At 44.3% G+C, this 14,607-nt stretch carries 12 protein-coding genes and 1 CRISPR repeat array (1 of these 13 cut by a window edge); of the genes, 1 reads left to right on the top strand and 11 read right to left on the bottom strand.

The window, feature by feature from the left end; genetic code table 11:
* Nucleotides 1-33 precede the first annotated feature (33 nt).
* From rpe to CFT42_RS12435, 11 genes are all read right to left on the bottom strand, one after another.
* Nucleotides 34-690 carry a ribulose-phosphate 3-epimerase gene (rpe, locus tag CFT42_RS12485; protein ID WP_088809510.1) on the bottom strand — a complete coding sequence of 219 codons (657 nt, stop codon included), beginning with the start codon at nt 688-690 and terminating at the stop codon, nt 34-36.
* Nucleotides 690-1,565, bottom strand: a complete 876-nt coding sequence (gene rsgA, locus CFT42_RS12480) for a ribosome small subunit-dependent GTPase A (protein WP_088816261.1) — start codon at nt 1,563-1,565, stop codon at nt 690-692. Before rsgA ends, rpe begins: the two co-directional genes overlap by 1 nt.
* A 14-nt stretch (nt 1,566-1,579) precedes the next feature.
* Complete coding sequence (gene pknB / locus CFT42_RS12475; RefSeq protein ID WP_088809508.1) at nt 1,580-3,562, bottom strand: Stk1 family PASTA domain-containing Ser/Thr kinase; 1,983 nt, start codon at nt 3,560-3,562, stop codon at nt 1,580-1,582.
* A complete protein-coding gene (locus CFT42_RS12470) occupies nt 3,559-4,317 on the bottom strand; it encodes a Stp1/IreP family PP2C-type Ser/Thr phosphatase (protein ID WP_088809507.1) in 759 nt (252 codons plus the stop codon). Before CFT42_RS12470 ends, pknB begins: the two co-directional genes overlap by 4 nt.
* A 17-nt stretch (nt 4,318-4,334) precedes the next feature.
* Nucleotides 4,335-5,660 (bottom strand): 16S rRNA (cytosine(967)-C(5))-methyltransferase RsmB, encoded by a 1,326-nt coding sequence (rsmB, locus tag CFT42_RS12465; protein WP_088816260.1) that lies wholly within the window; start codon nt 5,658-5,660, stop codon nt 4,335-4,337.
* Nucleotides 5,661-6,602, bottom strand: coding sequence for a methionyl-tRNA formyltransferase (fmt, locus tag CFT42_RS12460; RefSeq protein WP_088816259.1), 942 nt, complete (start codon nt 6,600-6,602; stop codon nt 5,661-5,663). It lies immediately after the preceding gene.
* 11 nt (nt 6,603-6,613) lie between these two features.
* Entirely contained in the window at nt 6,614-9,016 is a 2,403-nt protein-coding gene (priA, locus tag CFT42_RS12455) for a primosomal protein N' (RefSeq protein WP_088816258.1), read from the bottom strand.
* Nucleotides 9,013-10,218 (bottom strand): bifunctional phosphopantothenoylcysteine decarboxylase/phosphopantothenate--cysteine ligase CoaBC, encoded by a 1,206-nt coding sequence (gene coaBC, locus CFT42_RS12450; protein ID WP_088816257.1) that lies wholly within the window; start codon nt 10,216-10,218, stop codon nt 9,013-9,015. Before coaBC ends, priA begins: the two co-directional genes overlap by 4 nt.
* 268 nt (nt 10,219-10,486) lie before the next feature.
* The gene (gene rpoZ, locus CFT42_RS12445; protein ID WP_088809649.1) at nt 10,487-10,690 is read right to left on the bottom strand and encodes a DNA-directed RNA polymerase subunit omega; all 204 of its coding nucleotides are present in this window, start codon (nt 10,688-10,690) and stop codon (nt 10,487-10,489) included.
* A gap of 5 nt (nt 10,691-10,695) precedes the next feature.
* Nucleotides 10,696-11,310: a guanylate kinase gene (gmk, locus tag CFT42_RS12440; protein ID WP_088809502.1), complete on the bottom strand. Its 615-nt coding sequence runs from the start codon at nt 11,308-11,310 to the stop codon at nt 10,696-10,698.
* A gap of 21 nt (nt 11,311-11,331) precedes the next feature.
* Nucleotides 11,332-12,207, bottom strand: a complete 876-nt coding sequence (locus CFT42_RS12435; RefSeq protein ID WP_088816256.1) for a YicC/YloC family endoribonuclease — start codon at nt 12,205-12,207, stop codon at nt 11,332-11,334.
* Nucleotides 12,208-12,330: 123 nt separating this feature from the next.
* Between CFT42_RS12435 and CFT42_RS12430 the strand changes: the two genes are divergently transcribed.
* On the top strand, nt 12,331-14,043 hold the full coding sequence (locus CFT42_RS12430) for an Rqc2 family fibronectin-binding protein (RefSeq protein ID WP_088816255.1): 1,713 nt from the start codon (nt 12,331-12,333) through the stop codon (nt 14,041-14,043).
* Nucleotides 14,044-14,266: 223 nt separating this feature from the next.
* Nucleotides 14,267-14,607: a CRISPR direct-repeat array (repeat unit 30 nt; unit sequence GTTTTAATCTATGTATTGTGAAATGTAAAT); it runs 148 nt beyond the window's last position.

The raw sequence follows: 14,607 nt of genomic DNA, 5'->3' as shown, positions 1-14,607 counted from the left end.
GCAATAGGTGTACTTAAGCCTATTGCTCCCCTTCTAGTTTCCAACGACAACGCGGAGATTATCCATTGGAATTTTACGATCTTTATTTCCATAAATGTAGCTTCCAGCAACGAAAACATTAGCGCCAGCATCTAAGCATGCTTTGGCTGTTTCACGATTAACGCCACCGTCCACTTCGATTTCAATATCGAGTCCTTTTTCATCAATCAACGCTTTAAACGCCGCGATTTTTTCTAGCACTTCTGGAATAAAGCTTTGCCCACCAAATCCCGGGTTGACGGTCATAAAGAGAACCATATCAAGCTCATTTAACACGTGGAAAAGCGTGTCAATGGGTGTTGCGGGATTCAGTACGGCAGCCGCTTTCACGTCGAATGAGCGAATGTGTTGGAGCGTGCGGTGCAAGTGCGTGCATGCTTCAACGTGGACAGAAATGTAATCGGCGCCAGCTTTTGCAAATTGCGGAATGTAGTTATCTGGGTTTTCAATCATTAAATGGACGTCAAGCGGCAATTTGGTGCGCGGTCTAATTGCTTTTACGACATCTGGACCAAACGTAATATTAGGAACAAAATGGCCGTCCATCACATCAATATGCAAATAATCGGCGCCTAAGCGTTCTACTTCGGCAATATCTTTTTCCAAATTCGCAAAGTCTGCGCTTAAAATTGAAGGTGCAATTTTTCCCATCATGAATACCTCGGCTTTCTATTTTTTAATTCCGTTAAAATTTGTAAGTAATGCTCATAACGAAAATCGGCAATTTCATCTTCTAAAACAGCTGTTTTCACCGCACAATTGGGTTCATTTTCATGTAAACAACCGCGAAATTTACAGCCAGAGCGCCGATCTTCAATTTCTGGAAAACAAAATTGTAAGTTTTCAGGCTCTAAATTATCCCATTCAATGGAACTAAATCCGGGTGTATCGGCGATAAAACCATCACCAATTGGCAAAAGCTCTACATGTCGTGTCGTATGCCGACCGCGGCCGAGAGAAGTTGAAATTTCCCCCGTCTGCAAAGTTAAATCAGGATTTAATTGATTTAAAAAGGTCGACTTACCAACACCCGATTGCCCCGCAATAACCGCGGTTTTTCCGTGAATCAAGTCCAAAATAGCAGCTTTATCAACATCGCTCCCAGTCAAAAATACCTCGTATCCAGCATTTACATAAATATCGCGGTAATTTTCAATGGCTTTTCTTTCTTCTTCTGTGGCTAAATCCATCTTACTGATGCCAATCACCGGACGAATATCTTCTTTTTCAATCGCAACTAGAAAGCGGTCGGTTAAATTGGTGGAGAAGTCCGGTTCCACTGCTGAGAAAATGAGGATAGCGATATCAATGTTCGCAACAGGCGGACGAACTAATTCATTTTCACGAGGTAAAATATCTAAAATATAACCGTCCGTCTGATTATCCGCTTGAAAAGTGACGTCATCACCAACAAGAGGCGTTAGTTTTCGTTTTCGAAAGTTTCCTCTTGCTCTCGTTTGATAGACCGTACCTTCATGAAACACGTAGTAAAAACCACTTAACGCTTTAATAATTTGTCCTTCCAGTTTTACGACCTCCTTTAATTCGGATAATCTACCGTACCTTCATCAATAGTTTCATCATCACGCAAAATTTTATAGCTTCCTTTTGAACCTTCTTCAATTTCAAACGTAATCGTAACGCTTGTATTTTCGGTAATATCTAGTTCGCGATACGGGGTTGACATCGAATGATTTTTATCATCAATATAAATTTTAACATGTTTTGGTTTCGGCGAGTCGCCGTCACCGCCTGAACCCGCATCACCATACGGAATTTGAATCGTTTTTGTCACGCTTTTTACTGCTTTTTCTTTCGGTCCTTTGGAAATCACAACATTCACCGTTGATCCGGCGTTTATCGTCGTACCTGCGGCAGGTGACTGCGAAATCACTTGTCCTTTTTCAACCGTATCGCTGTTTTGTTCTGTTGTTTGGATCGTAATTCCGACCGAGGAAGCATAATCATCGAGTGCTGTTTGATTATAGCCGCGTAAATCTTTTAATGTAATTGGTGCTTTACCGCGACTCACCGTTAGCTCAACATCTGTATCTTTCGCCACAACATCCGTTCCAGCAGCAGGACTTTGCGAGATTATCATCCCTGCTTCTACGGTATCGCTATATTCTTCTTTTTTCGAAACGGATTTAAAGCCCTGTTCTTTTAAAACTGTTTCCGTATCCTCATAGCTTCTACCAGAATAATCTTCCATCGTGACTTTTTTAGAGCCGATACTAACATAAAGTGTTATTTTAGCACCTTTTTCTTTCATTTCCCCAGCTTCAGGGTCGGTATTGATAACATCTCCATCTTTAACAGAATCGCTATTCTTTTCAATGGTTCTTCCAATCGTAAACCCTTCTTTTTGTAGCAAAGAAATGGCTTGTGATTCGGTTTTACCACTAACATCTGGCACTTCAAATTCTGTTGGGTTTTTTCCGAGCAACCAAAGCGTTAAAATGATTCCTGCAAATAGCAAAATGACGCCAAAAACAATCCAAAAAATTTTCTTTTTCTTGCTCATTTTTTTCTTCGGCTTTTTCCCATCCGCGTCGCCTTCTTTGATTGCCTCTTCTTCTGCAAGCGGCGTTTGTGTGACGGTATCATCTAAGTTGCGCATCGCGTTTTTCGTCGCAATAATGGGAATCGTTTTTGTATCCCCGTCGTCCGTGTTCGGAATAAATTTAGGCTCGTTCAGGCGGTCTTCATTTAAACAAGTTTCTAAATCTTCTTCCATTTCTTCAGCAGACTGGTAGCGGGCAGCAGGATCTTTTGCCGTTGCTTTAATAATAATATTTTCCAAGCTTTGCGGGATAGCAGGATTCGTCTCTCGAACAGACGGAATGCTTCCCTGTAAATGTTTAATCGCAATGGATACAGCGGATTCCCCGTCATAAGGAACTTGTCCGCTTAGAAGCTCATAAAGCACAATTCCGAGCGAATAAATATCTGATTTTTGAGTCGCCATGCCGCCGCGCGCTTGCTCGGGAGATAAATAGTGCACAGAGCCGACAAGCGAATTGGTTTGCGTAATTGAGGTTTCCGAAAGCGCCATCGCAATTCCGAAATCCGTAATTTTCACAACTCCATCATGGTCGATTAAAATATTTTGCGGTTTAATATCACGGTGAATGATATGATATTTATGCGCTGCCGAAATAGCTGAAACAATTTGCTTCATAATTTCAACGGCTTCATCAAATGGAATCGGGTGTTTTTCTTGAATGTATTGTTTTAAATCCATGCCTTCCACGTATTCCATAACAATGTAGTGCAAATCATTTTCTTCACCGACATCATAGATGCCAACAATATTGGGGTGCACTAAACTTGTTGCTGACTGCGCCTCACGCTGGAAGCGACGAATCAAATTGCTTTCATCAGCTAAATCAATTCGCAAGATTTTCACTGCCACATCGCGGTCTAAAATCATATCGTGTGCTAAAAATACATTAGCCATTCCGCCGCCGCCAATTGGGCTTAAAATTTTATATCGTCCGCTTAGTCGTTTTCCAATCATCATGATGAGTCGCCCCCTTTTCTTACGTTATCCCGTTTAAGTAGTAACACGGTAATATTATCTTCTCCGCCGTTTGCGTTTGCTTTCGTAATAAGCGAATCAGCTTTTTCAGCAAGTGTTCTTTTGCTGGTTAAAACTTGTCGCATTTCTGCCTCCGAAATCATGTTGCTTAGCCCATCTGAACAGAGTAGCAAAATATCTTCTGTTTGAAATGGTGTAATAAACGTATCCGTGTCAACAAAACCTTCCACGCCTAATGCGCGAAGTAAAATATTTTTGCGTGGATGATTTTCCGCGTCTTCTTTCGAAATTTCACCTTTGCGAAGAAGCTCGTTCACAAGTGAATGGTCTTCCGTAATTTGCACAAATTTCTCGCCTTGAAGCAAGTAACCGCGGCTGTCACCAACATTGGCAATGATGGCTTGACTTCGCGTGAAAATCGCAGCGACTAGCGTCGTGCCCATTCCTTTTAGCTCAGGTTCCTTTTCTGCTTCTGCGGTAATGACGCGATTGATTTTTTGAATCACAATGCGAAACCAGTCTTCCACATCATTCGCGTGTAAAAATTCTTCTGTTTCCTGCCAAGCTTCACTAAGAAGTTTAACGGCCATTTCTGAGGCAACATCACCGGCGCGATGACCGCCCATTCCATCTGCAACTATGACAATTGGATTCCCAGTTTTATTTTCAAAAACACCACCGTTATCTTCATTATGGTGTCTGATTCTTCCTCTGTCCGTTCTAAATTCAACTTGCATAGTTTCTCTCTCCAATCTTAAGGGCGCCGTTTGAAACTCGCAACATAAAATCCGTCGCTTCCAAAATCCGTCGGTAAAATTTGTAAGTCATTGCCCGTCTTTAAATGTTCTAACGATTTCGGGACAGTAACCGATTTCGCCTCAAACTCTGGATGCTTCTCCAGAAATTTCTGCACAACTTCGGCATTTTCTTCCCTGTCAATCGTACAAGTACTATACACTAATATACCATTTTCTTTAACAAGTTGGCTAACTTCATCTAAAATTGCGAGCTGAATTTCGCTAAGTCGCGCAATATCATCAGGCTTTTTACTGTATTTAATATCTGGTTTTCGTTTTAGCACGCCAAACCCAGAACAAGGTGCGTCCACTAAAACGCGGTCAAAACTTTTTGTTTCGAATTCGCTTGTTGCACTTCTCGCATCTAAAGCGAGCGTTCGCACGTTTAATAAATTCAACCGACTAGCCGCACTCGCTACGAGTTTCGTTTTATGAGCGTGGATATCAAGCGCCATCACACTGCCAGTCCCGTTCATCTTCTCCGCAATATGCGTGGTTTTTCCCCCAGGAGCCGAACACGCATCTAAAACGTCCAAGTCGTCCGTAAGCTCGAGCGCATAAGCCACAATCATCGAACTTTCGTCTTGAATGGTACATTTTCCGGTTTTAAAAGCGTTCGTATTTGCGATGCTTCCTTTTTCAATCTCCAGGGCCTCTGGTATAATATCCGACACTTTTGCAGAAATTCCTTGGTCCGCAAACTCTTTTACGAGTGACTTCGGATTGGTTTCAGTTACATTCACACGTACCGTTTGATTTGGCGGAACTAAAAAGGCCTCTCCAAGTTCAAGTGCGCGCTCGTACCCAAATTGTTTGATAAAACGTGCTGCAAGCCATTCTGGTAGGCTAACTTGAACGCTAAGTCGCGTCACGTCGTCTGAAATCGCATCAATGGCTGGTACGCCTCGGCGAATGATGTTGCGCAAAACGCCGTTCACAAATTTCGTTACGCCATCATGACCGCGCTTCCGCGCAATTTCACCAGCTTCGTGTAAAATCGCATGTTCGGGAATTTTATCCAAAAATTGCATTTGGTAAACTGACAGTCGTAACAAATTTTGCACCCAATCTTCTGGCGTCTTTTTCAAAAACGGCTCAAGGAAAAAATCAAGCGTAATTTTCCGTTGAATTGTCCCGTAAACTAGTTCTGTCAAAAGCCCTCTATCCGCTACATTTAAATCTTGTTTTTTTAAAGCATCATTAATAAGTAAATGGCTATAAGAACCTTGATTTTCTACTTTTTCAATTAGTTCAAGCGCAATTTCACGAACTTCTTTTTTCATTTAATCACCAAACCTAACTTCCTTTGAAATATTTCGGAGCGTTCCTTGAATAAACGCATTCGCGTCCATTTTCGGCTTCCCAAAAGGTTGAACAATTTCTGGCACGACAAGATTGCCATCACCGCACACAATGCCAAATGTTGATTTTGTGAGCAGCACAAAACTTCCCGGCGAAAGATCAGTTTGCTCGCTAGATAGATGCGCCCGCCAAATTTTAAACGGCTTCCCTTCAAACGTCGTGTACGCAACTGGAAACGGCGAAAGCCCGCGAATATGGTTCCACACAACCCGCGCTTCTTTAGAAAAATCGAGTTTTTCCTGTTCGCGTGACACATTGCGTGCAAACGTAACCTTTTCCGGATTTTGCGGCACCGCGTTTATCTTCCCTGCCAAAAAGTCTGGCAACGTATCCATTAAAAGTGCCGCGCCAAGCACTGCTAATTTTTCAAACATCGTGCCCGTATCATCTTCGTCCGTAATTGGCATACTGCGCTGCGCAATCATATCGCCGGCGTCTAGTTTTTCCACCATGTACATAATCGTCACGCCCGTTTCCGCCTTCCCGTCCATGACCGCATAATGAATCGGCGCGCCGCCGCGGTACTCTGGAAGCAGTGAAGCATGCACATTAATCGCGCCCTTTTTAGGTAGCGCAAGCAAATTGTTCGGCAAAATCTGCCCATAAGCCGCTGTCACGAGCAAATCCACATCAAGCGCGAGTAAGGCGTCTAATTCTTCTGATGCACGCAATTTTTCAGGCTGGTAAACAGGAATGCCGAGTTCGTTTGCCGCAACCTTAACCGGTGGTGCCGTTAAAACGCGTTTTCGTCCGAGCACTCGGTCTGGCTGAGTTACGACGGCAACCACGTCATATTCTTCAGCTAAATTTTTCAAAACGGGCACCGCAAAATCTGGCGTCCCCATAAAAATAATTTTTTCCATTTTTTCACTCCTTACATCAGAACATACGGCTCCACATCAATTGAAATCGCAAGTCCTTTCGCTTGTTCTTTTTGGTAGTGTTCAAGTAGCATCTTAAGCTCCTCTTTCAAAGCTGGTTCTTGTTTATATTTAATCATGCACTGGTAGCGATACTTATTTTTAATCCGACTGATGGTACTTGGAACTGGCCCTAAAATAATCGAATCCCGCCCAAGCTTAGAGCGCAAGTAGCTCGCCATGTCTTGAATCGTTTTTATCACTTTCCGCTCGTCTTCGTGACTCACGTTAATAAGCGTCAGGAAGTAGAACGGCGGGTATTCTCCGCGGCGGCGCATCAACATTTCGTGACCGTAAAAGCCGTGGTAGTCATGCGTTTTCGCGTACTGAATGCTGTAATGCTCAGGGCTATAACTTTGCACAACCACTTCTCCGGGTAAAACATGCCGCCCAGCGCGTCCACTCACTTGCGTGAGCAACTGAAATGTTCTTTCGGCTGATCTAAAATCGGGTAAGAACAGCATCGTGTCAGCATTTAAAACGCCGACAAGGGTAATGTTCGGAAAATCAAGCCCTTTGGCAATCATTTGCGTGCCAAGCAGAATATCAGCTTCGCCGTTTTGAAAGCGCGAGAGAAGCTTTTCGTGTGCCCCTTTTTTGCGCGTCGTATCCACGTCCATTCGAATGACGCGCGCCTCGGGAATTAATTTCGCAAGGCTTTCCTCCACTTTTTGCGTGCCCGTCCCGAAGTAACGAATGTGCTCGCTCTCGCATGATGGGCATTTCATTGGGACGCGCTCTTCGTGGCCGCAGTAGTGGCATTTCATTTTATGTGTCGCTTGATGGTAGGTAAGTGAAATATCACAATTGGGGCACTCCACCACATATCCACAGTCGCGACACATGACGAATGAGGCATATCCCCTTTTATTCAAAAGCAGGACGGTTTGCTCTTTTCGTTCGATTCGTTCTTTGATTTTTTCGAGCAGTGTGCGTGAAAATTCTGTGCGGTTTTCGCTACGTAGTTCTTCGCGCATGTCTACTACGTGCACTTCTGGCATTTCTTGTTTGTTGATTCGCGTTGGCAGCTCTAGCAAGCTGTAGACGTTTTTTGTTGTGCGCGCATAGGATTCGAGCGACGGCGTGGCGCTACCGAGTACAACTGGGCAGCCGTGACGTTTAGCCCGCCAAATGGCAACATCGCGCGCGTGATAACGCGGATTATCTTCCTGTTTATATGTTGCCTCGTGCTCCTCATCAATAATAATGAGCCCCAAATTTTCAAAGGGTGCAAACACGGCCGAACGCGCGCCAACAACGACTTTCGCTTCTTTCCGCTCAATTTTTCGCCATTCATCATATTTTTCACCGTGCGAAAGGGCGCTGTGCAAAACCGCCACCGCGTCGCCAAATCGACTTTTAAACCGCTCGACCATTTGCGGCGTCAAGGAAATTTCTGGAACGAGCACAATGGCTTCTTTTCCTTTTTGTAAAACTTCCGCAATGGATTGCAAATAAATTTCCGTCTTCCCGCTTCCTGTTACGCCGTGCAACAAAAAAGTTTCTGGGCGTGCTTCATTTGCCGAAAGCAGAATCCGGTCGCAAGCCGTCTGTTGTTCCTCAGAAAGCGAGAGCGGCGTTGTCCGTTCAAACTCGCGACTCTCATAAGGGTCCCGGCTCACAATTTTGTCTGCAAGACTAAGCGCGCCCTGTTCAACTAGCTTACTAATAGCCTGTTGGCTCACACCAAGCTCTTCCTTCAGCTGCTTGACGGGCACAAATTCCGCATCGCTAGTTTCAAAAAACGCGAGCAATTTGGCCTGCGCTTTCGCATTTTTCGGCAAATCAGAACGCGCATCATGCAACTGACTTAGCGACAATTCACATTTAACAACACGCATTTTTTTATTCGTCGCTTTATTTTTCACAGCATGCGCGAGTTCAATTTGGCCACTGCGCAAATATTTCTGTACGCTTTTTAAAATGCCACGCGCCTCTAGTTCTTTAAACGGCAGCGTTTCATATCCTTCAAAAAGCCGCTCTAATTCGTCGTCTTCCGTATCAAGTCGTACCACGTATTTCTCGTATTTAGCCCGAAGAGCAGCCGGCAACATCGCCTGATACACCGAAACGCGGAACGCGAGCGTTTCTTTCGCGAGCCAGTCGCCCAGTTCAAGCAGCTCCTCATTTAAAACTGGCAGCACGTCCATCACCGAGTCAATCGTTTTAAGTTTCGTAACATTTGCCGCCTCGCCTAGCTCAACAACAAAGCCTTGCACCTTCCGATTTCCAAATGGCACAGAAACCCGCGTCCCGACCATCACAAGGTCAACCAAATTTTCCGGCACCACATAATCAAACGGCCTGTCGACTTGCATCGCTGGAACATCTACAATCACTTTCGCAATTTGAATCATTCGTTCGGCTCCAATCGGTCCGCAATTCGCTTCACAATTTCTTTCGCCACTTCACTTTTGTCTAAAAGGGGGTAACTTTCTTCGCCGCCATTTGCCCCGTAAATCGTCACAATATTCGTATCGGTGCCAAACCCCGCACCCGCGTCTGTTATATCATTCGCCACAATAAAGTCAGCGTTTTTAGATTTTAATTTCTTAAGCGCATTTTCGCGCACATTTTCAGTCTCCGCCGCAAACCCAATAACCACTTGCGCGTCTGATTTCGTTTCACCAACGTCAGCCAAAATATCCTTCGTCCGCTTCATCTCAACCGTAAAGTCGCCCGGTTGCTTTTTAATTTTCTGCTCGCTCACCCGCTGCGGTGTATAGTCCGCAACTGCAGCCGTCATCACAAATGCATCTTGTTTCGCCTGATTTTCCTTCACCGCCGCATACATCTCCTCAGCCGATTCCACGTATAAAACGTTCACGCCAGGTGGGACTAAACGCTCACGTGCACTCGTTACAAGTGTTACATTCGCTCCGGCGCGTTTTGCCACCTCTGCGACAGCAAAGCCCATCTTCCCTGTTGAATGGTTCGTAAAGTAGCGGACGGGATCTAGTTTTTCGCGTGTCGCACCGGCTGTTACGAGCACGTTTTTCCCTAAAAGTATCGTTTCATCTTCTAAAAAAAACTCACGAATGCGCAGAACGATTTTTTCAGGCTCCTCAAGCCGCCCGCGGCCAACATAGCCACAAGCAAGGTACCCTTCTTCTGGCTCGATAAAGCGCACGCCGTCTGCATAAAGCTGGTTAATGTTTCGCACGACCGCCTTGTGCTGAATCATATGCACATTCATCGCTGGTGCCACCCAAACCGGAGCTTCTGTCGCAAGAAGCGTTGTCGTCACCATATCATCTGCTTGCCCGTTCGCCATTTTTGCAATAATATTCGCGGTTGCAGGTGCGACAATCACAAGGTCAGCCCAGTCCGCAAGATCAATATGCGCCACCACTTTCGAATTTTTTTCATCAAAAGTGTTTGTATAAACATCATTTCTGGATAAAACTTGAAAAGAAAGCGGAGGGACAAATTCCATCGCATGCTCCGTCATCATCACTTTCACATTCGCGCCTGCCTGCGTCAATTTACTTGTAAGGGCAACCGCCTTATAAACCGCAATGCCGCCTGATACCGCTAGTAAAATATTTTTTCCATTCACTTTGATTCACCTCAAGTCCACATAATCCTTTTTATTATAACATGTTTTGGCAAGGAAGATTACGCTTGCGTTTTTGAAAATAAAAGAGCGCCCCGCAATTACTTTTGGGCACTCTTTTGTCACGGGTGAATAGCTCATCTGGATACGATTATTTTTCATGTATGTAAAGATACACTTATATATTACACATAAAAAAGCCCAAGTTTCTAGTCTCTTTTAATAGTTTCTCGTACAAAAAAAGCGAATGACTTCTCATTCGCTTTTCGTTTTATTCAGCGTCTTTCGCAATTACTAGTTTGCCAGCGTGAACTTCTTCCAGTGCTTTTCCAACATATTTATGAGATTCGTAAGTGGGTAACGAGCCTGGGTCGTTTTCTGCTTGCATCGCTCTAGCACGAGCAGCCGCAACAGTTACTAAAGAGTATTTTGAATCAATTTTTAAAAGTAAATTATCAATCGATGGGTATAACATCATAATTAAATCTCCTCCAACATATTTTGATAGCGGTGAATCACACGCTCCGTTTTTAAATGTTCTGTTTCGACAATGCCTTTAATTTTGCGGACAGCGTCAAGGACGACGTCATTTACGACCGCATAATCATAGGAAGCCATCATTTCAATTTCTTCTTTAGCGGTTTTCATTCGCGCTTCGACGACTTCGAGTGTTTCTGTGCCGCGACCGATTAGGCGGTTTTTGAGTTCGCCGAGATCTGGCGGTGTTAGGAAAATGAAAACACCTTCTGGCATTCGTTTTTTCACTTGCATCGCGCCTTGAATCTCAATTTCTAAAAAAATATCGATGCCGTTAGCAAGCTTTTCCTCGACATAATCGAGCGGCGTTCCGTAGTAGTTGCCGACATATTCGGCGTATTCGAGCATTTTGCCGTCAGCGATAGCTTGCTCAAACTCCTCGCGGCTTCTGAAATAGTAGTCAACCGCCTCTTGTTCGCCTTCGCGCGGCTTTCTCGTTGTCATCGAAATCGAGTATTCGAATTTCGTTTCCGGGTCCCGAAAGACCGCTTCCCTTACCGTTCCTTTACCAACCCCACTCGGTCCTGAAAGAACAATTAAAAGGCCTCTTTCCGTCATTCCCTTACCTCATTTCTAAAGTCATTCCACATTTTGGACTTGTTCACGAATTTTTTCAAGCGTCGTTTTCATTTCCACGACATTCTCAGTAATCGTTATCGACATCGCTTTCGACCCAATCGTATTCACTTCCCGGTTCATCTCTTGAATTAGGAAATCCAGCTTTCGCCCCACTGCGCCTTCTTGCGTAAGTATACTATAAAACTGTTTCAAATGGCTATCCAGCCGTTCGGTTTCTTCGTTAATGTCGGCTTTTTCTAGGAATAAACCGAGTTCCGTGAGCATCATGCGCTCGTCAAATTCGGCTTCCGCGAGTTTTGCTAGCCGTTCCTGAAGACGCGCTTTATATGCGGCTTCCATCTCTGGAATCGCCTGACGCACCGCAAGCATGCACGACTCGAATACCTCTAAGTGCGATTTAAAATAGAGCGCTATTTCAGCGCCTTCTAAACTGCGCATCTCATCAAGCCTTTTTGTTGCCCCGTGAACTGTTTCTAAAACAAGGGCTTCAAGCGCCGAGTCAGCCTCGCTACTTTCACGAACTTCAAGAAAAACAGGATCCGCTAAAAAGTCACGCATCGTCAAGCTTTCCGAGAACTCATAACGCGCTTCCGCTTGTTTCAAGAACCGGTAATACTCGTCGGCCAGTTCAAAGTCCACCGCCAAGTGATGCTTCGCAATTTGTGCCCCTTCAAACGAAATAAAGCACTCCACTCGCCCGCGCTTTAAAACCCCCGAAAGCGTCTTTTTAAGCTTTGTTTCGAGATAAGCGAATTGCCTAGGCATGCGAAAAACTGCCTCAAAATATCGATGATTGACGGCCTTTAATTCAACCGTCACCTTACAATCATCATTTTCTTTCGTTTTTCGACCGAAACCTGTCATGCTTTTCACCATAAGATTCGCCACCTCTTATACTAGTTTCATCTAATTATTATAGCAAAGCTCGTGCTACTTGCATAGTTAAACTTAAAATTGTGATACAATAGTACGTAACAAACAAGTAAAGGAAGAATAAAAATGGCATTTGATGCAATGTTTTTAAAAGCTATGACCGAAGAAATTAAAGAAGGCGCGGAAAGTGGACGCATTATGAAGATTCATCAGCCGTTTCCGCACGAACTTTTGCTTTATATCCGAAAAAACCGCGAAAATAAACGCCTGCTCATTTCAGCGCACCCAAGTTATGCGCGTGTGCAGTGGACGACAGATGTGCCCGAAAATCCACCGAATCCGCCGATGTTTTGTATGCTTTTGCGCAAACATTTGGAAGGCGCCATCATCGAGGAAGTTAGGCAGGAGCCGAATGAGCGGATTCTCGTGCTGGGGTTCCGCGGAAAAGACGATATTGGAGAAAATCGTTTTTTAGATTTGTATATTGAAATTATGGGACGTCACAGCAATTTAACGCTTGTGGATCGTCAAAAAGGAACGATTATTGATTGCATAAAACATATTAGTCCTGCGCAAAATAGTTACCGGACACTACTTCCGGGCGCCGAGTATATTTTACCGCCTAAGGCAAACAAAATCGACCCGTTCACGATTTCTGCGGCTGATTTGGAGACATTCATTTCGCCAGAGGAAGATTCGGCCAAAGCTCTCGTGAAACATTTCGCGGGTTTCAGCCCACTTCTCGCTCTGGAAATTGTCCACCGGGCGGGTGACGCTAGCCCAAATTCGCTACAGTCTGCCTTCTTTTCTGTTTTGCAGGAAATTCCAACCTTTTTAGGCCAAAAAGCTGTGCCGCATACTTTCGTGCGTAACGAGAAGGAAGATTATTATTTTATGCCGCTAGCGCTTGAGGCTCATGCGAAGCGTTTTGATTCTTTGAGTGAATTGCTCGATGCGTTTTATAGCGGGAAAGCGCGGCGTGACCGCGTCCATCAAATGGGGCATGATTTGGAGCGTCTTTTGGCGAATGAACGGGCGCGCAACGTTTTAAAGATTGAAAAACTGGAAAATACGCTTGTTGAAACGGAAAAGGCTGATGAGTTCCGCATTCAAGGCGAACTGCTTACGGCGAGTTTATACAAAATGGAAAAAGGTATGGCAAACGTGACGGTGCAAAATTTTTATGATGAGGCCTTGCCAGACGTGACAATCCCGCTTGATACGCGCCTAACGCCTTCACAAAACGCCCAGCGCTATTTTACGCGCTACCAGAAACTGCGTAATGCTGTGGCGTACGTCGAGGAACAAATCGCACTGACGCAGGAAGAAATCGCCTACTTGGATAATGTTCTTGCACAACTGGAAACGGCCGGCCCGAGCGACGTAGAAGAAATCCGGCAAGAACTCGCCGAACAAGGCTACCTTCGTTACAAGAAACCAAAAAACAGCCGTCAAAAAAACGCTGCGCCCAAACTCGAAAAATACACCTCAACAAGTGGCCTACCGATTTTAGTCGGAAAAAACAACAAACAAAACGAATATTTGACGAATAAACTCGCAAAAAACAACGAACTGTGGTTCCACGTCAAGGATTTGCCTGGTTCGCATGTTGTGATCCAAGACCCGAATCCCGATGAAACAGCCATCGAAGAGGCCGCCATGATTGCCGCTTATTTCTCAAAAGCACGTCTATCAAGCACCGTCCCTGTTGACGCAACGCTCGTCAAGCACGTGAAAAAACCAAACGGCGCCAAACCCGGCTACGTCATTTACGATAATCAAACGACCTATTTCGTAACGCCTGACGAAGAAAAAGTCCAAGCATTAAAAAATAAATGAGCCATTGCCCCGGTATGATGTGTATCGGGGTTTTCTGTCGATGTTCGGTAACGTAAAATTGCTGGGGGAACGACAGAAAGTTGGGAATCATTGGGAGAGTAGGAGAACGAGGAGATAATGGAACAATCAATTCGTTTTTCCATCCCATTTTCCACCCAAAAATCTAGGGTCGACAGAAAACCACTTTTGAGCTATGATGAGAGTAGAGCTCGCGAGGGTACCAGTTTTAATCTATGTATTGTGAAATGTAAATACTGTGAAACATGAGATAAACGGTGAGTTTAGCTTTGTTTTAATCTATGTATTGTGAAATGTAAATGCTATTTTGTCTTTTGCCGAAAACCAAGAACTTTGGGTTTTAATCTATGTATTGTGAAATGTAAATATTTTCGAAGCTTGGAAGATATTAAATCGGAGTAGTTTTAATCTATGTATTGTGAAATGTAAATTGCAATCTTTTACTACTTCCTCAATAACGCTTAAAGGTTTTAATCTATGTATTGTGAAATGTAAATAAAGGACTGGTTTCTTGCAAAATCCCATAGACATAGTTTTAATCTATGT

Origin of the sequence: Listeria goaensis (assembly GCF_900186125.1) — a bacterium.
Taxonomy (GTDB): Bacteria; Bacillota; Bacilli; order Lactobacillales; family Listeriaceae; genus Listeria; species Listeria goaensis.
The sequence above is the reverse complement of the archived record's forward strand: the minus strand, read 5'-3'. Positions and strand labels throughout refer to the sequence as shown.